General features: G+C 42.1%; 21 protein-coding genes and 1 pseudogene. 10 read left to right on the top strand and 12 right to left on the bottom strand.

Annotated features, from left to right (window positions below; genetic code table 11):
- Window positions 1-35: 35 nt before the first annotated feature.
- Together HGG78_RS16650 and HGG78_RS16645 are read right to left on the bottom strand one after the other, a co-directional pair.
- Window positions 36-554: an NUDIX hydrolase gene (locus tag HGG78_RS16650; protein WP_172533570.1), complete on the bottom strand. Its 519-nt coding sequence runs from the start codon at window positions 552-554 to the stop codon at window positions 36-38.
- 104 nt (window positions 555-658) lie between these two features.
- Entirely contained in the window at window positions 659-1,606 is a 948-nt protein-coding gene (locus HGG78_RS16645) for a DHH family phosphoesterase (RefSeq protein ID WP_171981274.1), read from the bottom strand.
- Window positions 1,607-1,833: 227 nt separating this feature from the next.
- On the opposite strand from HGG78_RS16645, the gene HGG78_RS16640 reads away from it, so the two are divergent.
- On the top strand, window positions 1,834-2,100 hold the full coding sequence (locus tag HGG78_RS16640; RefSeq protein ID WP_053310696.1) for a putative hemolysin: 267 nt from the start codon (window positions 1,834-1,836) through the stop codon (window positions 2,098-2,100).
- Window positions 2,101-2,225: 125 nt separating this feature from the next.
- On the opposite strand, the gene HGG78_RS16635 is transcribed toward HGG78_RS16640, so the two are convergent.
- Window positions 2,226-2,759 carry a GNAT family N-acetyltransferase gene (locus HGG78_RS16635; protein ID WP_053310669.1) on the bottom strand — a complete coding sequence of 178 codons (534 nt, stop codon included), beginning with the start codon at window positions 2,757-2,759 and terminating at the stop codon, window positions 2,226-2,228.
- A 176-nt stretch (window positions 2,760-2,935) separates the two neighbouring features.
- Here HGG78_RS16635 and HGG78_RS16630 point away from each other — a divergent pair, with 176 nt between their 5' ends.
- On the top strand, window positions 2,936-4,063 hold the full coding sequence (locus HGG78_RS16630) for an acyl-CoA desaturase (protein WP_053310668.1): 1,128 nt from the start codon (window positions 2,936-2,938) through the stop codon (window positions 4,061-4,063).
- A gap of 296 nt (window positions 4,064-4,359) precedes the next feature.
- Window positions 4,360-5,727: an anaerobic C4-dicarboxylate transporter DcuC gene (gene dcuC / locus HGG78_RS16625; protein ID WP_172533569.1), complete on the top strand. Its 1,368-nt coding sequence runs from the start codon at window positions 4,360-4,362 to the stop codon at window positions 5,725-5,727.
- A gap of 59 nt (window positions 5,728-5,786) precedes the next feature.
- Here dcuC and HGG78_RS16620 read toward each other — a convergent pair whose 3' ends face one another.
- Complete coding sequence (locus HGG78_RS16620) at window positions 5,787-6,419, bottom strand: response regulator (protein ID WP_168780678.1); 633 nt, start codon at window positions 6,417-6,419, stop codon at window positions 5,787-5,789.
- Window positions 6,406-8,124 (bottom strand): nitrate/nitrite two-component system sensor histidine kinase NarQ, encoded by a 1,719-nt coding sequence (narQ, locus tag HGG78_RS16615; protein WP_172533568.1) that lies wholly within the window; start codon window positions 8,122-8,124, stop codon window positions 6,406-6,408. Before narQ ends, HGG78_RS16620 begins: the two co-directional genes overlap by 14 nt.
- A gap of 251 nt (window positions 8,125-8,375) precedes the next feature.
- On the opposite strand from narQ, the gene napF reads away from it, so the two are divergent.
- From napF to HGG78_RS16585, 6 genes are all read left to right on the top strand, one after another.
- Window positions 8,376-8,870: a ferredoxin-type protein NapF gene (gene napF / locus HGG78_RS16610; RefSeq protein WP_172533574.1), complete on the top strand. Its 495-nt coding sequence runs from the start codon at window positions 8,376-8,378 to the stop codon at window positions 8,868-8,870.
- A 2-nt stretch (window positions 8,871-8,872) separates the two neighbouring features.
- Window positions 8,873-9,178 carry a chaperone NapD gene (locus HGG78_RS16605; RefSeq protein ID WP_172533567.1) on the top strand — a complete coding sequence of 102 codons (306 nt, stop codon included), beginning with the start codon at window positions 8,873-8,875 and terminating at the stop codon, window positions 9,176-9,178.
- Window positions 9,175-11,664 carry a periplasmic nitrate reductase subunit alpha gene (napA, locus tag HGG78_RS16600; RefSeq protein WP_053310662.1) on the top strand — a complete coding sequence of 830 codons (2,490 nt, stop codon included), beginning with the start codon at window positions 9,175-9,177 and terminating at the stop codon, window positions 11,662-11,664. Before HGG78_RS16605 ends, napA begins: the two co-directional genes overlap by 4 nt.
- A gap of 73 nt (window positions 11,665-11,737) precedes the next feature.
- On the top strand, window positions 11,738-12,193 hold the full coding sequence (locus HGG78_RS16595; protein ID WP_172533566.1) for a nitrate reductase cytochrome c-type subunit: 456 nt from the start codon (window positions 11,738-11,740) through the stop codon (window positions 12,191-12,193).
- 33 nt (window positions 12,194-12,226) lie between these two features.
- Window positions 12,227-12,805 carry a NapC/NirT family cytochrome c gene (locus HGG78_RS16590; protein WP_053310660.1) on the top strand — a complete coding sequence of 193 codons (579 nt, stop codon included), beginning with the start codon at window positions 12,227-12,229 and terminating at the stop codon, window positions 12,803-12,805.
- 12 nt (window positions 12,806-12,817) lie between these two features.
- Window positions 12,818-12,946: a TIGR02808 family protein gene (locus HGG78_RS16585; RefSeq protein WP_071233051.1), complete on the top strand. Its 129-nt coding sequence runs from the start codon at window positions 12,818-12,820 to the stop codon at window positions 12,944-12,946.
- Between the two features lie 54 nt (window positions 12,947-13,000).
- On the opposite strand, the gene HGG78_RS16580 is transcribed toward HGG78_RS16585, so the two are convergent.
- From HGG78_RS16580 to HGG78_RS16555, 6 genes are all read right to left on the bottom strand, one after another.
- Window positions 13,001-14,653, bottom strand: coding sequence for an ABC transporter substrate-binding protein (locus tag HGG78_RS16580; protein ID WP_172533565.1), 1,653 nt, complete (start codon window positions 14,651-14,653; stop codon window positions 13,001-13,003).
- A gap of 85 nt (window positions 14,654-14,738) precedes the next feature.
- Entirely contained in the window at window positions 14,739-15,347 is a 609-nt protein-coding gene (locus HGG78_RS16575; RefSeq protein ID WP_172533564.1) for an outer membrane beta-barrel protein, read from the bottom strand.
- Between the two features lie 335 nt (window positions 15,348-15,682).
- Window positions 15,683-16,585 (bottom strand): protein translocase subunit SecF, encoded by a 903-nt coding sequence (gene secF, locus HGG78_RS16570; RefSeq protein ID WP_172533563.1) that lies wholly within the window; start codon window positions 16,583-16,585, stop codon window positions 15,683-15,685.
- Between the two features lie 2 nt (window positions 16,586-16,587).
- On the bottom strand, window positions 16,588-18,426 hold the full coding sequence (gene secD, locus HGG78_RS16565; RefSeq protein WP_172533562.1) for a protein translocase subunit SecD: 1,839 nt from the start codon (window positions 18,424-18,426) through the stop codon (window positions 16,588-16,590).
- 194 nt (window positions 18,427-18,620) lie between these two features.
- Window positions 18,621-19,166, bottom strand: coding sequence for a hypothetical protein (locus tag HGG78_RS16560; protein WP_172533561.1), 546 nt, complete (start codon window positions 19,164-19,166; stop codon window positions 18,621-18,623).
- 114 nt (window positions 19,167-19,280) lie between these two features.
- Window positions 19,281-19,940 carry an SH3 domain-containing protein gene (locus HGG78_RS16555; protein ID WP_241772867.1) on the bottom strand — a complete coding sequence of 220 codons (660 nt, stop codon included), beginning with the start codon at window positions 19,938-19,940 and terminating at the stop codon, window positions 19,281-19,283.
- Window positions 19,941-20,226: 286 nt separating this feature from the next.
- Here HGG78_RS16555 and HGG78_RS16550 point away from each other — a divergent pair, with 286 nt between their 5' ends.
- Window positions 20,227-20,958: a dienelactone hydrolase family protein gene (locus HGG78_RS16550; protein WP_172533560.1), complete on the top strand. Its 732-nt coding sequence runs from the start codon at window positions 20,227-20,229 to the stop codon at window positions 20,956-20,958.
- Between the two features lie 104 nt (window positions 20,959-21,062).
- Here HGG78_RS16550 and HGG78_RS16545 read toward each other — a convergent pair.
- Window positions 21,063-22,097: pseudogene (locus HGG78_RS16545) on the bottom strand (carbohydrate porin); the annotation flags it as partial.
- Window positions 22,098-22,247 lie beyond the last annotated feature (150 nt).

The following is a 22,247-nucleotide window of genomic DNA, read 5'->3' as shown; positions in this document are numbered from 1 at the left end:
AGCCCGAAACGCTTTGCTAAGGCAAGTTGCGAGGTTTAAAGCATCTCTTGAACGATGAGATGCAGCAGAAACGTTTCGCGCTCAATACTCATGCCCTTTTTCGGGCTTTCTGCCATGGTCTTCTCATTGTGAGCAATAGCATCGTGAATATTAATCCAAACCGGCTTCATACCATTTTTCTGCTCATAGTCTTCGTAATTGGTTTTGCCTAATTGGCGATTAATTTTGCAGGTGTAGCAATAAGAGAGCATATGCACGACATCGGCATTATCTTTAAACCAAGGGCGAAACTCTTCAAACAGGCCAAACGGTTTAATTGAATGAATATTTTGGGCGCCAGTTTCTTCTTGGAGTTCGCGAACCATTCCCGCGATAATATCTTCACCTTCATCCACACCACCGCCTGGAATGGTGTAGTCATGGTAGCGTTCAGTGTAAAGCATCAATATATCTTCACCATCTAAGACTATTGCTCTTGCCGCATTTCGTTGGAAAATAATTTTGTTATCAAGGTGCTCAATATCAGGATGAATTAGGGTGTTAAGGTGTCTCATAGCATTTAGTCATTTTGAATTTTGCTAAAGACTAACATACCAGATACGCAAAAGCCCTGACTGGCAGGGCCTGTTAAGCGCTTTACTGTACGAATAGTAAAAAACTAACCATCTGTAGTTATCTGTTTGATTAGCTCTTTTTCAACTTGCTCGGCTTGCTCTATCGCAATTTGACACGTTCCCGCCGCTTGATGCCCGCCGCCACCATATTTAAGCATCAGTGCGCCAATATTAGTTTTTGAACTGCGATCAAAAATCGACTTGCCAGTTGCAAACACAATATTCTGCTTTTGGAATCCCCACATTTTATGGATCGAGATATTACACTGTGGGAACAACGCATAAATGATGAAACGGTTCCCCGCATAGATCGTCTCTTCCGCAGTGAGATCTAGGAATACCAAGTTAGCGTAAACTTTGGCACACCTTTGGATTTGTTGTTTGAACAACGTTTCATGCTCACGGTACAAAGCAATACGTTCTTGTACATCCGGCAAGGCAAGTATGTCGTCGATAGAATGACTTGCGCAATATTCAATCAAATCCATCATCAAATTGTAGTTTGAGATACGGAACTCACGAAAACGCCCTAACCCTGTTCTGGCATCCATTAAGAAGTTCAACAAATTCCATCCAGTCGAATCTAATACTTCATCACGGCTAAACTGGGCTGAGTCACCTTTATCAACAGCAATGAGCATTTCCTGCCACTCTTGGGGAAAAGTGTTGTTACCATCATAATATTCCCATACAACATGAGCCGCAGAAGGAGCGTGTGGGTCGATAATGTGATTAGGACGTTCACCTTCGTTGCGGATCGTTTCTGACAAATGGTGATCAAAAATCAAATGAGCATTGGCAACATAAGGTAGGTTGGTAACAATATCACGATCGGTTGTTTCCACTTTGCCATCTTGCATATCTTTGGGGTGTACAAATAAAATATCATCAATAAGATCAAGCCGTTTTAACAAAACGGCACACACTAAACCATCAAAATCACTGCGTGTCACCAATCGAAATTTACTTTGTTCTTGCTGCGTTTCAGACATAGTTCGTTTCCTTACAAAAGCGCTATTCTCTATTCACCACTAGCCCACCTTCATTGGCATTTCTAAGACAAGTGGATGAGTAATGAGACTAAATTCATGCTTTCCTATCAGCTATACGCTTTAATTCTAGACGACATCGATCTTTTGACAAACTTAACACAATGGTTTTTAAAAAGTTATTCTACAATATCACTACGCCACTCATTGAATATACTCGAGGTCAAATCATGAAAAAAAGCGGTTTATTTTTAGGTGCCATTATTGCTTCTATTGCGCTGATGGGTTGTTCTTCCAACAACTCAGAGCAATATAAAGTAAAAAAATACACGTCAATTTCTAACCCAGCAGCAGTATATTGTGTGCAGCAAAACGGTATGCTGGAAACCGTGACTGAGAATGGTATGCGTGTCACTTATTGTGTATTGTCAGAAGGCAACAAAGTAGAACAGTGGCAATACTATCGCGATCACCATCAAGATAAAGCAAACCAGTAATCTGCAATACGGCCAGCGTATGCTGGCCGTATTTACTGTATCTCGTATTTCTAGGTTAAACTGTTTTTAGAGATGAAAAGATTGAATAACATAAGATGATGCGCACAACGTCTTTCGAAGTAGAATCAAGCTGAAACCGCAGTCAGTAAATCGTTGGGGCTTTTCCAAGAATAAACCCACTCTTTGATGTCATTTCCGCAGGGTGAATGCCATAAACGCTCGCTTTTAGGCTGACTTTCAAGGTAATCATAAAAATCAATGGCTTGCTTATTATCAGCCATCACTTCCAAATAGACACCGCTGTCAGGAAAGTAGTGATTAATCCAAGATACCATCTCTTGAATGAGCTTACGGCCAATACCTCGACCTCGGTAGTTTTCATCAATATGAAGGGATTCAATAATGCTCCCTTTTTCAAAATCATGATTACCAAAAGCGCATATAAAACCACACAATAACCCGCCCTCTTCAATCAACAATACGTGTTGATTAAATGGTGGGTTGATAAGGCGTGTTTGCCAGATCAATAAACGGTCTTCGAGTACATCATTGTCGAGGTATTCTTTGCCCAAAATACCTTGGTAGTGGGTGCGCCAACTCTGTGCATGAAGCTGTGCAATTCGTTCATAATCGCAATATTCAGCTACTTTAATTTCCATATCCTAGTCCTTATTACTTCCTGTAAGGATTATTGTCGCCTTTTATACTATTCTCTTCAAAGGAAAAAGCAAAACATACTGTTCACATTTTACATAAAGATTAGCTAAACTTATTTGACTTACATGTGTGCGCTGATATTCTAGCGAACACATGTAAGCCCAAGGACTTTTTTGTTATGGAATCAAATTCAAAACCACCACTGATATGGTTAAATATTTTTGTGTTTAGCTCGAGCTTTTTGTTGGCTGCTATCGCTGCACCTTTATATGGATGGCAATTTGGCTATGGTCTCGAGCATTGGTTGTGGTTGGTCGTTTGTTTCTCATTTTGTAATCTTTCCATCACCGCAGGTTACCACCGACTTTGGTCTCATAAAGCCTATGAAGCACACTGGTCTTTGCGGATATTGTTTGCTTTAGGTGGTGCATTTGCACTACAAAATAGTGCGCTACATTGGTCTTCTGATCATCGTGTACACCATAAGCATGTCGACAATAATGATAAAGACCCTTATTCAGCAAAACGGGGGTTTTGGTTTTCACATATTGGCTGGATGCTTCGTGATTATCATAATGACAGCTATGCCGATTACAGCAATTGCCGCGATTTGCAGAAAGATAAAATCGTGATGTGGCAACATAAGTACTACGTCCCGTTAGCTATCATTATGAACTTTGGCGTGCCTATTGCGTTAGGGCTGATTTATAACGATGTGATTGGCATGATTCTAGTCGTCGGCGCGCTACGCCTGGTTCTTAACCACCACACCACATTTTTTATCAATTCGTTGGCCCACATTTGGGGAACTCAACCGTACACTGATAAAAACACTGCGAAAGACAATGGAATTTTAGCGTTTTTCACTTTCGGAGAAGGCTACCATAACTACCACCATATTTTTGAAAATGACTACCGAAATGGTATTTATTGGTGGCAGTATGATCCAACAAAGTGGTTGATTAAAGTTTGCGCTTGGTTTGGGTTAGCTCGTAAATTGCGCGTTTCTCCTCAATTTAAAGTAGAAAAAGCGAAGGCCTTAATGGCACTCAAAAATACGCAAAAGAAAATCGAGGCATTACCTAACCATCAACATGTAATGGCGAATATTCAACGTGAATTTGACTCCCTCACTCAGCAATTGCATGAGTACTACGAGTTAAAAAAACAGATCTTAGAAAGTAAAAAACACAATATGGTACGCAAATATGAGCATTCGTTGCTTAAGCTACGTTACCTACAAGTAAAACAGCAATTAGAGCAACAAAGAGCCAATTGGCAGCTTATCGTTCGTCAGTACTCTTAAATTCTATCATGATATTTTAGTGTAACAGGGGCAGCCCTGTTACACTGACTTTTTTCATCCTTTCCATAAATCACAACACACGAGATATAACCTTACCATTGACATCATCAATAGTTTTAACATCTAAATCCATAACACTATCCCAGAATTTTAAACCAAGCTTCTAAGTGATATTTTTCTTGTTTTAGATCATCTAATGTTCAAGTTACTCTCGTGCTACAACACTCTTTTCTGTAAATTCCTTGTCATAAATTGATACACATTGTTGAACATTTTCATAATTTCAGGAGAGTTAAATGCTGGAGCTTCTCATTGGCTTAGTGGTAACGGTTGCCGTTGGTTACTTCATTGTAAAAGGATACAAACCTGCGGGCGTATTATTGACCGCAGGTATCTTACTGCTTTTATTAACAGGATTATTGGGCTATAACATTTTGCCTGCCAAAATTGCTTCTACTGGCAACATGGTGACCGACTCGCTTGAGTACGTGAAATATATGCTGCAATACCGTGGGGGTGGCCTAGGTATGCAAATCATGCTGTTGTGTGGTTTTGCGTCGTATATGACTCACATTGGTGCCAATAATGTCGTTGTAAAACAATTTTCTAAGCCTCTTTCAGTAATCAAATCTCCATACGTATTACTTGTTGCGGCTTATATTGTAGCGTGTCTAATGTCATTGGCTGTCAGTTCTGCAACGGGTCTTGGCGTGTTATTAATGGCGACGTTATTCCCAATGATGACCGCAATGGGTATTTCACGCCCGGCAGCAGTTGCCGTTTGTGCGTCGCCTGCAGCGATCATCCTTTCTCCTACTTCTGGCGACGTTGTTATTGCGGCTGAAAAATCAGGCTTACCGTTACACGTATTTGCCGTAGAAACCGTTTTACCTGTATCGATTTGTGCCATCATCGTCATGGCTGCGGCAGCGTTTTTCTGGAATAAATACCTAGATAAGAAAGACAATACACCAATGGAAAAAATTGATGTGTCAGCTATCGAGGTCAATGCCCCAGCCTATTATGCTGCACTACCTTTTCTACCCATTATCGGTGTGTTCTTGTTTAACGGCGAGACTATTGAAGGATTAAGCCTCGATATTTACACCATTGTTGTCGGCTCTATCTTCCTCGGTGCACTGATTGATTTCGTGACTAAACGTTTTAATGGTAAAGAAACCCTGCAAGATCTTGAATCATGTTACGAAGGCATGGCTGAAGCCTTTAAAGGTGTAGTAATGCTGTTAGTCGCAGCTGGTGTATTTGCACAAGGTCTGATGTCTATTGGCGCGATTGATAATCTACTTCATCTTGCTGAATCTGCGGGGGCTGGCGGTGTTGCGCTAATGCTCATTTTAACTGGTTTGACTGTCGCTGCCGCTATTGCAACCGGTTCAGGTAACGCACCATTCTATGCGTTCGTTGAACTTGCTCCTTCGTTAGCAGCCAAATTAGGCATCAACCCCGCGTTTTTGATTATTCCGATGCTTCAAGCATCAAACCTTGGCCGTACTATTTCACCAGTTTCTGGGGTGGTAGTAGCAACAGCTGGCATGGGGCATATCAGCCCATTTGAAGTGGTAAAACGTACTTCTGTGCCAGTGTTATTAGGCTTGATTACCGTTATTATCGGTACGGTAATACTTGTACCAATGACGGCATAGCACCGCCACCAAAAACTAAGGGCGTTCAATTGAACGCCCTTTTTATAACTGTTTAATTGCTATTGATTATCGCCAAAATACTCTAGATAAAGTATCGTTGCAGCAGTTCTCGAAGGTACTTTCAGCTTTTTCAGCAAACTTTTCATGTGGACTTTTACTGTTGACTCTGAAATAAACAAACGATCTGCAATTTGTTTATTACGATACCCTTTTGCCACTTCTTTTAATATCTGCATTTCTCGGCTTGTTAAGGCATCAAACACATTTTCATGATCATCACGTTCACTTAAGTAGCGACTTACAAATTGCGAGTACGCCTTTTCACCGCGCGCAGCATCTCTCAATAACTCAATCAGTTCGTCAGGCTCAGTATCTTTTAAAAGATAACCATCAGCGCCTTGTTTAACGATCGCTTCAATATCTGACGCATTATCTGAAACCGTTAGAATGACAATAATGGCATTAGATTCATCGGCTCGCAGAGCTTTGAGCGTGTCTAACCCTGACATGCCCTTCATATTCAAATCGAGCAAAATTAAGTCTGGCTCAGTTTCATGAGCCAATGCGATCGCATCCATACCATTACTAACTTCAGCCACGATTTCAAAATCATCTTCAAAACTCAGTAGCTGGTTTATACCGCGTCTCATCAAAGGATGATCATCCACCAGCATTACTCTACATATTGTCACAATGTGTATCCTTGGAATTCTTAAATTTTAATACAACCTCACATCCCGAATTTGGTGAAGATGTTACCGATAACTCACCGTGCAATCGAGTTGCTCTTTCTTGCATAATCGTTAAACCATAGTGATTCAACTTAGCATCATGTTTATCAAAACCGACACCATCATCCTTAATCATAACTACCACATCCTCATCGGATTGATCGCAAAAGATAGCAATTGAATTTGCACGGGCATGTTTGATGGCGTTCATCGTTGCTTCGCGGATTAACTGTAATAAATGCACCTGTTGGTGTGCGTCTAATCCCATTGAAGATAAGTTATTACTCAGCACTATCTGCGCTGTAGTTTGTGAACCAAGCTGTTCCAGCATCTCTTTTAAAGCCTGACCAAAATTACCTTCGCGTATGGTTAATCTGAACGTGGTTAATAACTCACGCAGTTGGGTATAAGCCCCCGACAAACCTTGGTCGATATCAACAATGATTTGTTTAGTACTGGCTTCATCTCTGTGGTGGTTTTGTCGACCGATAACTCGTTTTAATAAGGATACTTGTATTTTTAGATACGATAGTGACTGAGCTAAAGAATCATGCAGTTCGCGAGCAATCGTGGCACGTTCTTCCATTAAAATCAGTTGCTCGGCTTGCTTTTGAGTTTGATTGTAATAAATAGCCCGCGACAAAATTTGCACGAAGTTATCAATCAATGTTTTATTCGGGCAAGGCAAACTGTATTGTAGATATAAGTTACCGAGTTGTTTTCCACCAAGGGTCAATGGTAACGGTGACTCATTGCTGCACTCACCTTGAGACAACACTGTGCTTTTCCCCTCTTCATCATGCACCTCCAACCGAGCAGAAACTACACCTTCCAAGCTAACTATGTGTCTTAAAATTGCCTGAAAATTATCTTGGCTAATACGAGATGCTGTTAATTCTTGCGAAGAATTATATAGCACTTGAAGCGACTGGTTTGCATTTTCTAACTTATGAGTTTTTTCATTAACCGCCTGCTCAAGCCCTCGATATAACTGCCCAAGATCTTTTGCCATTCGGTTAAAAGTTCGCGTTAAAATCCCCATCTCATTGTGGCTAGTCACATTCAGTTCAACATCAAAAGAGCGGTTTTGAATCTGTTCACTGGCAGTAACCAATGACCTTAGCGGAACCACCACTTCTTTGCGAATAAAGTGAACGACAAACAGTGATATCCCCAAAACGCCACCTAAGCCAATGCCGCCAACCCAAGCAAGTTTAATCAGTTTTTGTTCAGAGAAATGCTGCAACTTGAAAACGAAACCATCAACCTGAGCCACAAATTGAGCGACTTCATCAAGATATTGCGCTTTGTTGTCGCTATTTAAGACCTTTTTTAACTGATGCCAGCGAATGATTAACTGATAGTAATCTTGCGTGATCTCTTTAGGGACAGGCCAACGCTGCAACGCTTTCATCGAAGATGAATACAAAGATTGCTCAAATAAATAAATGTGCGAAGGATAATCTGCCGAGTTACTGTGAATATCATGCGCTAATCGATAGCTTTGCATGCGCATTGACCCCGCCACATTCACCGCTTCCGCATCATTTAGCGACGAGGCCAAAGTAATAATTGCATAACCGGTAATCGCAACCGATAGCAACAAGATCAACGACATTGCTTTAGCAATCGTACTTGTAACCGATTTTCCCGTATTTTGTATCAAAAAATGACTCCCAGTTCATGGCTAGAAACATTGTACCCGGATTTATACGCAAGCTGTGAAAACCATCCAATATGTGATCACTCGCGTCAGAATTTGTTGATCTAAAACAATATACCATGCCAATTACCCCCTTATGGGTATTTATACAAATATGACAAAAACTACAATTTATATATAGATAAATGAAAATTTGTTAAGCACAAGCTAGACTTTTATTACTAATCGTTACATTAAACTCAGGGTGCATGACTTTGGTCGATTTATCAAAAAGACGTTTCTTTGCAAGGCATCTTGTTGACGACAATATTGTCCGTCTGCCTTGGATTGCAAAACCGAATGCATTCACTGATGACTGTACCCGCTGCGGACGCTGCTTGGCGGCTTGCGAAACTCAAATTATCACACATGGTGATGGAGGGTTTCCCACGCTTGATTTCCGTATTGATGAATGCACTTTTTGCTATCAATGTGCCGATGCCTGTCCTGAGCCTATTTTCAAACCAAGAACAGAAACACCTTGGTTAGCTAAAGCCGCAATAAGCCGAGCTTGCTTAGCGGAACAAAATGTCGAATGTCGCACTTGTAGCGAAGCCTGTGAATTGATGGCGATAAGCTTCAAATTGCACATTGGCAAGGTCGCACAACCCGTTATAAACATCGATGACTGCAATGGATGCGGAGCCTGTGTTTCTCTCTGCCCTACCTCAGCCATCAGTGTAAACCATATCAATAATAATGAGAGATAAGTATGTCACTCAACGAAGTGCACATTTCAAGTTTAGTCGTTCATGTTGTCCCTAAGCACTTAGCCGCTATAAAAGCGCAAATCGAATCGTTTGATAACGCTGAAATTTATGGTGAAAGTCCAGAAGGAAAAATGGTCGTGGTGTTGGAAACCGAAAACCAAGGTTTTGTCACTGACACGATCGATGCGATTGGCAATTTACCGCACGTTCTCAGTACCGTTTTGGTGTATCACCAAATTGAGACGGATCTAGACGAAATGAATACTGACAATGGAAAACAACATTCCCAAATTGAGGGTGAAGTATGAAAATGACAAGACGTGCGTTTGTGAAAGCAAACGCGGCCGCATCAGCTGCTGCCGTTGCAGGAATTAGCTTACCTGCCTCTGCAACCAACCTGATTGCCAGTACAGACCAAACCAAAATTACTTGGGATAAAGCTCCTTGTCGTTTCTGCGGTACAGGTTGCTCTGTGTTGGTCGGTACCCAAAATGGTAAAGTAGTTGCCACGCAAGGTGACCCAGAAGCACCAGTAAACAAAGGGTTGAATTGTATAAAGGGCTATTTCCTTTCAAAAATCATGTATGGGAAAGATCGCCTTGAACAGCCGCTACTACGCATGAAAGATGGTCAATACCACAAAGATGGCGACTTCACTCCCGTTTCATGGGATCAAGCTTTCGATGTAATGGCTGATAAATGGAAACAGGCACTGAAAGATAAAGGGCCAACCAGCGTTGGTATGTTTGGCTCTGGTCAATGGACCGTTATGGAAGGTTACGCTGCCGTTAAACTGATGAAAGCCGGTTTTCGTTCCAACAATATCGACCCGAACGCACGTCACTGTATGGCATCGGCCGTTGTCGGTTTTATGCGTAGCTTCGGTATTGATGAACCAATGGGCTGTTATGACGACTTCGAACATGCTGACGCATTCGTGCTTTGGGGTTCAAACATGGCAGAAATGCACCCTGTGCTTTGGACTCGTATCACTGATCGCCGTTTAAGTCACCCACATGTTAAAGTTAACGTTCTATCGACTTACTACCATCGTTCTTTCGAATTGGCTGATAACGGTTACATTTTCCACCCTCAATCTGACCTTGCTATTGCCAATTTTATCGCCAACTACATCATTCAAAACGATGCGGTAAACTGGGATTTCGTCAATAAGCACACCAACTTCAAGCAAGCGACTACCGACATCGGTTATGGTCTGCGTGATGAACACCCACTGCAAAAAGCAGCAAAAAATGCTAACTCTGGCGATATGACGGCCATCAATTTTGAAGAGTACAAAGCTTCTGTTGCCCCTTATACCGTCGAAAAAGCATCAGAATTATCTGGCGTTGCACCAGATAAGTTGATTGCACTCGCTAAGCAATATGCAGATCCAAACATTAAAGTTATGTCGCTGTGGACCATGGGTATGAATCAGCACACCCGCGGTGTTTGGATGAATAGCCTTGTGTACAATATCCACTTATTAACGGGCAAAATCGCGACTCCAGGCAACAGTCCATTCTCGTTAACGGGTCAACCTTCAGCTTGCGGTACTGCGCGTGAAGTGGGTACCTTTGCTCACCGCCTGCCTGCTGACATGGTGGTCGCCAACCCAAAACACCGTGCTATTGCTGAAAAAACATGGAAACTACCGGAAGGCACCATTCCACCAAAGCCAGGCTTCCATGCTGTACTGCAAGATCGCATGTTGAAAGATGGCAAGCTCAACGCTTATTGGGTCCAATGTAACAACAACATGCAAGCTGGCCCAAACATCAACGAAGAACGTTTGCCAGGTTATCGTAACCCAGAGAACTTTATTGTCGTTTCTGACCCGTATCCAACAGCAACCGCGCAAGCAGCTGACCTTATTCTTCCAACTGCAATGTGGATAGAAAAAGAAGGCGCTTACGGTAATGCTGAGCGTCGTACTCAAGCTTGGTATCAACAAGTGGGCACGGTCGGTGAAGCTAAATCTGACTCATGGCAAGTGATGGAGTTCTCTAAACGCTTCAAAGTAGAAGAAGTGTGGCCAGAAGAACTGCTCGCCAAAGCGCCAGAATACCGTGGTAAAACTCTGTTTGAAATACTATTCAAAAATGGACAAGTTGACCAATTCCCAATTGAAGAAGCTCGTGAATTGAATGACGATGCTCATCACTTTGGTTTCTACGTACAAAAAGGGCTATTTGAAGAATACGCTAGCTTTGGACGTGGTCACGGTCACGATTTAGCACCTTACGATACCTATCACAAAGTGCGTGGACTACGCTGGCCTGTGGTTGATGGTAAAGAAACACTATGGCGCTTTAAAGAAGGCTCGGATCCTTACGCGAAGAAAGGCTCTGACTGGGATTTCTATGGTAAACCTGACGGTAAAGCGTGGATCATTTCAGCCCCTTACGAAGCACCACCAGAAACGCCTGATGCTGAATTCGACTTGTGGTTATGTACCGGTCGTGTACTGGAACATTGGCACACTGGCACCATGACGCGTCGTGTACCTGAGCTGTATAAAGCCGTACCAGATGCATTGTGTTATCTCCATCCTGAAGATGCAAAATCACGAGGTCTTCGCCGTGGTGATGAAGTACTGATTTCAAACAAACGCGGTGAGGTTCGAGTACGAGTTGAAACTCGTGGTCGTAACCGCCCACCTCAAGGCTTAGTATTTGTACCGTTCTTTGATGCTCGCATTCTTATTAACAAGCTGATCTTAGACGCGACGGATCCACTATCGAAGCAAACTGACTTCAAAAAGTGTCCAGTTAAGATCACCAAAGTGGCATAAGCCCGTTAACGAATGTATCGGCTGCCACAGCGCAGCCGCTCAAAGAATGAGCCATTAGGCGGAGAATTTTAAGATGAAAAAACTACTAATCGCGCTTTTATCTGTCAGTGCATTACTTGTTGGGGTAGCTCAAGCTCAGCTTGAAAACCCTGGCGGCACTGGTGGGCTTGAATCTTTACGAGGCGCAACACTGCTGGAAGATACTCGCCCAGCGGACGATTTAAAACACTACCCTCGTGACCATGCATTAGAGAGTGAATATGTGTACCAGCCACCACTCATTCCGCACAATATTCGCGGCTATGAGGTGTCATTGAATGCTAATAAATGTCTCTCTTGCCATAGCTGGAAAAACGCAAAAGAGATGGGAGCGACAAAAATCAGCGTCACTCACTATGTGAACCGTGATGATGCCGTATTAGCGGACGTGTCACCGCGCCGTTACTTCTGTTTGCAGTGCCACGTTCCCCAAGCCAATGCAAACCCATTGGTTGAGAACGAATTTAAACCTGTTGATTCGCTACGCTAATCATAGCCATAAATACAGCATAAGAGGCTATATATGAAATTACTGAAAGCGTTTTGGAAGCGACTAACAAGCCCGAGCAAGGCCGCCGTTGGCATTGTCTTATTTATGGGCTTTGCGGGCGGGCTTCTATTCTGGGGGGCATTCAACACTGGTATGGAAGCCACCAACACAGAGGAGTTTTGCTCTGGTTGTCACGCTCCTATCGTCGCAGAAATCCAAGAAACGATACACTATTCAAACCGGTCAGGTGTAAGGGCTATCTGCTCTGATTGCCACGTACCGCATGAATGGACAGACAAAATTGTACGTAAAGTACAAGCTTCAAAAGAACTGTTTGCTCATTACGTATTAGGAACAATTAGCACACCAGAAAAATTCCAAGCACGTCGCGCTCATTTAGCAGAACGAGAGTGGTCGCGCTTGAAAAGTAATGACTCGCTTGAATGTCGTAACTGCCATGAGTTTGAGTTCATGGACTTCTCTGAACAGGGTCCACGTAGTGTTGAGCAACACTCGACAGCACTTGCTTCTGGTGAAAAAACGTGTGTAGATTGCCACAAAGGCATCGCTCATAAACTACCAGACATGCAAGGTGTTGAAGGCTGGCAATAGAAGGATTAACCCATGAGTACATTAGAATCGGTTATTTGGCATATCCTAGGTTACAGCGCTATGCCCGTTATTATCTTCAGCGGTTTTGCAGTTGTTGCCGCTTTTTCGATATGGTTACTATCATTAGGTAAAGACAAATAGCGATCAAAGAAAGAGGTATTATAGTATTAAGCCACCGATTTTCGGTGGCTTTTTTTATTCAGGTTGCGCAATCCATAATTTGCAAAAATCACTGTAACCCGTTTTACGCACTTGTATCCCCTGAACTTGTTGAGTACGAGTTATCTCATCTTTCCCCCAAAATAGAGGAACATAGTGATGAGAAAGGTACAACTCTTGTTCAATTCCAAGCAGCCCATTCAGCGGTTCGGCTGAGCACAGCGCTTGATCAATGCGTGCCGAGTGTACCTTGAAATCTTGGTGTGAGAATAAAAAACGTAAGCCAGAGCTAGTTAATAACCATTCATATACCCCATATTCCTTAGGCTGCTCTATGGTCTCTTCGAGAAAAAGAATATCAGCGTATTCACTAACCGAACTAGGATCATTGATATCATCTAACGTGAGCACCTCTAGGTTGATGCCCGTCGAGCGAATCGTTTGATGTAACCAATTGGATATATCTTTCAAATAAGGAATTGTCCATGTTGGCTCCGCGAGAACCACCGAACCTTGCAGCGTTGGTTTTTCATAAGGTTCCGGCATGGCAAGTTGCAGATGAATCCCACTGACGGCAACTGCTGAATTATACCCATGCTTGTGTTTATCAATATAGCAAGCCAGCTGTGCTAATGTGTTGCGGTCAATAGCTGCGTTTTGTCGATGACGAAAACAAAGATAAGAAAAAGCATCAATAGCGTGTACTTCTTTAGCCCCTTCTTTTTGGTTAAAGCTCATCTGTTCTACCAGGGCTTCTCCCTGAGCTGAAATAGTAATTTGCCGTAACAACGCTTTACGAGAAAAATAATCATCATGACGCTGTAATGTAATCGATTCTGTGCCCCACGATTGAATACGAAAAGGCCCTGTTCCAATAAAAGCTTGTCGTTTCACTCCAAATTTTATTTTATCTTCAACAACAATAGATGCGTTGGGTATCGATAACGCATAAAGAAACAATGGATTGGTTGATTGCAAGATGATTTGAAAACTTTGAGAAGAGAGCCGCACAACATCAACTACTTGCCGGAATAAATGCTCGACGGGGCCGGCACTATTCACTAAACGCTGGATACTATCGATAACATCATCAATCGAAAGTAATCGCCCATCATGACAACGTATGTCAGGTCTAATCCAGAAGGTGAATCTATTTTCTTTCATTTCCCAAGCATGAGCGATATTCGCTTGAAGATGGCCGTCTTGATCTTGCTTGATCAAAGTATCATAAATACTTTTGATTACCTGAAGTTCTGCCATGCGGAAAGTTTTACTTGGATCCAATTCATCAACCCAAGGGTATTGAGTAACAAGCAGTTGGTTATTTTTTTCATTCCACTGATTTTGTTGCTCTGTTGCAAGTGCTAGCGCTTTTACTGTTGTATGGCCATAGGTTTCTAAAAGCTTAGTGATTAAGGTAAATCGACCTTGTGCTAATTCCGTACGAGAAACTTGTAGAATCACATCTTGTAGTGAACGCTTAACCGTTAACTGGCTGCTTTTACTTCGACCAACAGCGGGAAGCCACTCGATCCAATCCAAATCAGATAATGATTTCATGATAGTCGATGTATTTCGACGAGATGTAGCCAGTACATCTTCTAGTTCATCAATAACAACAGGGTAAGTTTGGTATAAATGATATTTATTAAGGAGATGCTGAAGTCGCCGAATGTTCGCTTCGTTCACAAAGAGTCCTATAACTAATTATTTGCTACCGAATAAAATAGCATAAAGCACTCTAAAGGCAGAGTGCTCTTTTAACAATTTAGGACTAAAAGTGGTAGCTCATACCTACTGACATAATGTGAATTTCAGGTTCAACCGTAACCGATACACCTGAGAATTTTGCAAGTTCCAGTTCTGGACGCATGTAATCCCATGTTACTCTCACTCGCCAGTGATCACTAAACGCATACTCAGCCCCTAAACCAAGCATACCAGTCACTACACTATCACTGATCGTTGTGTTACCTGATGAACCAACTAGTGAATTACTGATAATAGTTTCAGCATTAAAGTAAGCAAGCCCAGCTTTCGCAAAGATGTTGAAATTTGAAGTAATCGGTAGAGAGACTTTAGGTTGTACTGATAAATAGACCATATCACCGACAGACATTAACTCTTTATCAACGGCATCAAGGCCACCCAACGTTACTTCAATCGCGATGTAACGATTAAAGTTGTAACCACCGTAAATGCTACCTGCTAAGCTATCTTCATCTAAATCGAAACTTTCGATTTGTGATGACCCAAAGACTTCTGCAACGAAATGAACATTGTCAAACTTGGCTTGACCTATGGTCGCACCTAAATATCCTTCCGCGTGAACACCTACGGATAGTAAACCAAGTAATACTGTGGAAATAATTCGTTTTGTCATGTTCTACACTGCCTTAAATAAAAAGTAACGATGTGCTATCTGTTCATCCATGACACCGTATATTTATCCTTCCATTTAGATAACTTATTCATAATGCAGTAATCAATTAAGTTAAAACAGGAACAAGCTTTTGTAATTCTTGCTCGAAATAGAGAAATTAAGTCTAAAAAGAGAGATATAAATACTGAAAATTGAGAAATGAATATACGGTGGGGCTTTTATGAATGGTGAATGGATTACAAATCGTTCAGAACAATAAAGAAAGAGTGAATCAAAACCTGCAATAAAAAACTAAGGCCACCTGTATCGGTGGCCTATTCGTTACTGCGTTTTAGCTAAGGTGCGCTATCGACAACCACTGGCAAATAATGCTTGGGCTGTAAATGACACCACTCAGGCAATACTGTACCAATTGAGATCGAAGACCAAGTCCCCGAGATAATGCCAATAAACATTGCCGTTGCAAACCCTTCTAGCGGTGCGCCCCCCATCAACCACAAAGCCGCAACTGTAATGAGTGTTGTACCCGATGTCACCATAGTTCGTGAGAATGTCGCAATCACCGCTTGATCGTTAATCTCTTTGGTTGGGGTGTGCTGTTTGGCGACCAACAACTCACGGATCCTGTCGGCAATGATAATCGAATCGTTCAAGGAGTAACCTAAAATAGCCAACACCGCAGCAAACACGGTTAAGTTAAACTCCATTTGTGTGATGGCAAAAAAACCCAGAACCAGAACAACATCATGGACTAACGCGAGCAGAGAACCACTGGCAAGACGCCACTCAAAGCGAAAACATAAGTACCCTAAAATTGAAAGCAAACAGATCATCAGTGCCAAACTGCCTTGGTCAACCAAGTCTTGTCCAACTTGAGATCCAACCATACTGTTACTAACAACAGTAACTTGTGATGACACACCATCCAATAGTTTTACAATACTGGGCGAATCTTGATCTGCTGATGGTAAAGGGTAACGAATGAGCCACCGGCCTGCTTCGCCCGCTTTTGTTACGGCCGTTGCCTCACCCAATGAAGGTTTCAAGGAATCGACCAATTCAGTGCTTGTAACCGTTTTATCTACCGTGACTTCCGTTACCATACCACCGGTGAAATCGAGCCCCATATTGAGCCCTTTAGCCCCTAATGCTATCAGTGATATAAGCATCAATGCGACCGAGAAAATACTGGTAATATAGCGAATTGAACGAATGTGTTTTTTTAGAAAACTGACCATAATTATACCCTCACATCACGACGAGAATCTCGTCCCCACACTAGGTTAATGATTGCTCGAGAGGTAAATACACCGCTGAACATACTAGTTAAAATGCCAAGGCCTAGCGTCAGTGCAAAACCTTGAATTGGCCCATTGCCTATTGAATACAAAATGACCGCTGTAATCATTGTCGTCACATTGGCATCTAAAATGGTGCTAAAGGCACTCGAAAAACCTTTATCAATCGCTTGAGCGAAGCTGCGCCCTTCCGCCAATTTATCTTTAATACGTTCAAAAATAAGCACATTGGTATCAACAGCCATACCAACAGTTAATACTAAGCCTGCAATGCCGGGCAGTGTCAGTACCGCTCCAGGTAACAATGCAATTAAGCCAATTAAACACACCATATTAAATAGCAAAGCAAGGTTTGCGACCCAGCCTAAACGTCGATACCACAGCGCCATAAAGACCAAGGTTAGCCCCATACCTAACGCCAAAGCGGCAAAACCATTCTCGATATTTTCAGCACCTAATGAAGCGCCAATGGTTCGCTCTTCAACAATAGTAACTGGCGCGGTCAACGAGCCGGCACGAAGTAGCAAAGCAAGTTGCTGCGCCTCTTCCATCGATCCCGCACCGGTGATCCTAAATTGACTACCAAGCTGCGATTGAATCGTCGCTACACTGATTACTTTTTCACTGCGTTGAGTTTCTCCTCGCGCATTGGTCGTGTATTCACGATATACCGTGGCCATGGGCTTACCAATGTGTTTAGAAGAAAAGTCACTCATCACTTTTCCACCAGCGTGATCCAATGAGATATTCACTTCCGAAAAGCCCATTTGGTCAAGTCCAGCTCGGGCATTGACGATATGATCCCCGGTTAATACCGGACGCTTAACAAGAACAACAGGACGCCCATTGTTGTCTTGCAAAACAATGTCTTGTGAAGTAAAAGCTTCACTGGATGACTTGGCCTCGTAAAAAGCTAAGCTTGCCGTGGCACCGATGACGTTTTTCGCTTGAGACGGGTCTTGAACTCCTGGTAATTCAATACGAATACTGTGTTCACCTTGACGTTGCACCATCGCTTCGGTGATGCCGAGTTCTTCAATGCGATCACGCATTATTTTTAAGTTTTGCTGTAGCGTGGTGGTTTGAAAATCTAATCGATTTTGTTTTGAAGGTTTCACCTGTATTGCATCAGATGATCGTTGAATATCCCAGCCCGTATAAGTCTGCTTGAGAAAAGTATTTACCTTATCTAAACCCGTAGCGGATGTACTGGTAATGTTAAAACCATCAACTCCTTTTACGCTGATTTTGACCCCGCGAATATGCTCTTCTCGTAACATATCTCTTACGGTATCAATCATACTTTCACGCTGCTCTTGGAACGCTTTATCTACATCCACATTTAATAAAAATTGGACACCACCACGTAAATCTAAACCAAGCTTTATTGGGTTAAATCCCATATGGGATAACCAAGCCGGAGCCATAGACACGTACGAAAAGCTGATGCTATCGCCTTTCTCAATCATGCCATCGAGCAATTCACGTGCTTTCGTTTGCTGCGTTTCATCTGGAAAAACTAAGGTTGTCTTTGTGCCTTGTTGATCAATTTTTTGAACATCAATTCTATTGTTTTCCAGCAAACGATGTAGTGCTACGACTGAACTTAACGTCGTATCATTGGTTGCAGTTTCGAGTTGAATCGACGGTTGCTCGCCATACCAAGTTGGTATCGCACTTAATGCAAGGACGATAACCGTGACCGCTAACACCACATATTTCCATAAGGAATAATGGTTAATCAGACGTGCAGACGCCTTTTGATGATGATTTTTTCTCATGCCAATCTCCTCAGCTTGAGCTGAGTTATATACTTTTCATACTTGAAGCTGTGGAGGTGTTAGCTATGTTCCAATCACGTAGTTTATCTAAGTTCATGGGAATGAGCTCACAGGCTGCCTATCTGCAACTTCAAGTTGTCGGGGTATAACAAAAATTAATTTCGTGACAATGTCACGAGGGTGGAGTGAGGATTTTAGTATTGGCTATTGAGAGCAACGTACATGGCGTTTGTTTCTTTCCACCCTGAAATACGGTGGTTAGAAGCACTTGGACGAGATTCCCAACCACTGATTTTAGCGATCGGAAATAAATGGAGTTTAAACGAAGCGGCTAGTGCTTCTTGAATGACAGGTGTATCGATGAAAGTCGGTTCACCTTCATCAATAAATCGTGATGAGACACTCCAACGCGCCATACTGACAATGGCTGGAATATTATCGCTGTGAACAGATTTAGACGTTGGAGGAAGTTTTTCAACTGGTATATAAGCGATGGATAAACGGTTTTGGACATCCCCACACGTTTGGGGAGTTATATCAACAAGCGATGTAACCTCTTGATTAAAAAAGGCATTTACATCTAACACTGCATATTGAGAAGGCAGGTTTGAGGAATCACTTTCGCTTAAATACGCCAATGCTTGCGAAGGTAAAACCAGCGCAAGAATCATAAACCATACGTATTTAATAAACTGCCAATGCATTAATGAGTTATCACCATTGATTCGATGCTGCATCATATTGTTAAGGCTCACTAGCCTCAAGTAAAAAAATCTAAATTTAGCAACATTCGGTTTTGGCGTGGAATATCCTTAAGTTCTCAGCATGAATTAAATTGGAGTTGCATATCGCCACTAATAAAAAATTTGTTTGCTTTGAACATCCAAATAAATCTTGTTGGCTAATTTTTGACCACCGCAATAGACAAAGTAGACCTCGCGATCTTGGTACTTAACCGACTTAACCCACCCTCCTAACTCTTCAAAATCGTGCGGAGCGCAGATTTTCTCTTTGATTAGCTCATCGGTTTTCATCAAAAACACTTCTTCATGAAGCTTAAAGTCATCCGATTTGCTCACATATTCAGTCAATGTGGCACGTCTTTCTTGTTTGGTGATCACAGGTGGTTGCTCAACTAATCCATCCATCGGGATCCACTCAGCGACTTCTGGCCCCCCGTCTTCATAAACGAAATAGTCTGTTATTCTTCCCCAACCATCAATTTTTTCAAGGATTTTCACTTTATCGCCACGGTAAAGCACTCTTTCCACAAAAGCTTCACTCTCTGCCTTCTCTCGCACACCCAATTTGGGAGAGTTCACATAAAAATCAGTTAGTTCAGGTTTAAGGGGAGGTGGAAGTTCTGCAACCGCTTCCACTATAGGCTTTTTAGGCTCTTCATCTGGAAGCACATTAAGTAATTCTTGCTGAGGAATAAAATAAAGAAAATAGTATCCCGCCCCCGCACCAGCAAGGCCAAGCAGCAATAATACTAGCATCAGAATCTTTTTCATTTTGGTGCTCATTCCTTTTTTTCGGACTGCACTCTTTACTCGTTCATTAATTATAGTAGAGATCTCCCCAAGTAAATTTTCTGCCAATGTCGACAGTATGGTAACGGCAAGTTTGTCACTAACTTGATTGATTACCTTATGTTTTTCTCTCTTAACACCATAAATGGAATAAAGCGCTCATATTGCTACTACGCCTAAATTCACTTGATGAGATAAATCTTTATAGAAAATGATCACACATTGTCTTTTTTTCGTACTAAATTTAGTTAACAGCAAGGAGCTAATAATGAAATACATCTATTTTTTCTTAATCTCGATTTTCTCTACTCATCTTTATGCGGGAGAAAACAAAATTTACAATGTAAATGGAAATGACTACCAAGGCTATTGGGCGAAAGCGTCAGATTCAGCGCCATTGGTGTTATTGGTTCATGATTGGGATGGATTGACAGATTACGAAATGAAACGAGCTGATATGTTACGTGAGCTAGGTTACAACGTTTTCGCTGTCGATCTTTTTGGTAAAGGTATACGCCCTGAAAAGGTCGAAGACCGCCGCCAGCACACCGGTGAGCTCTATAAAGACAGAGCAAAACTAAGAGCACTAATGCAAGGCGGAGTTGACTTCGCAACTACATTGGGTGGCAATGCGAACAACCTAGTTGTGATGGGGTACTGTTTTGGCGGTGCAGCAGTGCTTGAGTCTGCCAGAGCAGGCATGATAGCGAAAGGCTTTGCTACCTTTCACGGTGGTCTTGAAACGCCAGCAGGCCAATCGTATGCTGACACAAAATCGCCAATTGTTGTTTTTCACGGCACAGCAGATACAGCCATTACCATGGAGCAATTTGCTAACTTAGCCACTGAGCTAGAAACACAAAAAGTGCCTCACGAAATGACAACGTATGGCGGTGCACCTCATGCCTTTACTGTTTTTGGTTCAGATCGTTATAGAAAAGATGCCGATGAGAAATCATGGGCAAGCTTCACAACCTTCCTAGCTGAGCAAACAATGTAACAGTTAGTCATATTAATTAAAAAGGGAGAGCATTATTTCACTCTCCCCTTCTCTTATTTCAGAACATCTTATTTCAATAATGAAACTGACGCTGCGCAATTAAATTAGAACTGATAATACAAACGAACTCGAGCTCCGAAGTCGTCGTCTTCTGCAAATGCTTCTTGTTGAACCTGCGTATCTAATTCATTTGATACCGACGTGAAATATGTGCCAAGAAGAACAGAGAAATCTTTCACTTCTAACACATTGTTAAATTCGTAAGATGCATACCAAGCTGAGATATTCACGTTACCTTCAGCCCAAGAAAATACTTTATTTTCATATTCATTGGTCGAGTAAACATAACCCACACCAAACCCGTTCCATACAGCATTTAGGCCAACTGATAGATTGTTTTCATCTACCGCATCCAAATACGCCATATTGGCATTAATGGAAAGCTCATCATTAGACCAATTTCCTGTTAGGCCATAGCCCGTGCGGTCAGATATATCGACACCATCGGCTGTAACAGCATTAGAAACTAAGTTCGTTTCTAATGACCCAGCAAGAGTAAAGTTCCCCGATTGGTAAGCCACGACGGGGCGAATAAGTAATGAATCTTTTGAATCATCGATTGTTTTTCCATGGTAGCTACTGCCCACACCACCACTGAATAGATCAGAACGGTTACCCATCATGACACCAAACTCAACATACAGGTTATCAAATGATTGGCTGTACATAATTTGCCCGTCAGAACCACGTCCACGTGCTTCCTTCATTTGATAAGTATACACCGCACCATCGGTATACAAGTCGTTGGCTGTATCACCTGAATAATCAAGGAATACGTCCGCCCCAACAGGGAACATATTGTAGGCTTCGAAACGCCCTGCTTTGATTGCCCAACCTTCTTGTTTACCAAATTCAAAATAAGCATCATCCAGCGCGATATTACCCGTGCTTTCGAATAGTGGTTGCGCTTTCACACCGACATAATGACCGTTTGAAGTGTACTTTTGACCAGAAAACTCCATCAATACACGACCATCTTGATTAAGTTCATTATCGCCAGACGCATTTGATTCACGATGTTGATAATTAAAATTAAGCTCTACGTTACCCGCGATAGAGAAGCGCCCCATTTCATTATCTGTCTCTTATACACATCCCTGAAAAAAAAAATATCATACACATGTTCGCAACGCTAACATTATTCACATAATTCTGTCAATTGCCATTGCAATAAATCAAAGTATCAGTCTATTCCTGCCATCACACCATCACAGTCTGTCTCCGATCCA

It is taken from the genome of Vibrio aestuarianus (assembly GCF_012395185.1).
GTDB classification, from domain to species: Bacteria; Pseudomonadota; Gammaproteobacteria; order Enterobacterales; family Vibrionaceae; genus Vibrio; species Vibrio aestuarianus.
Note: the sequence above shows the minus strand (reverse complement) of the source record. Positions and strands in the feature narration are given on the sequence as shown.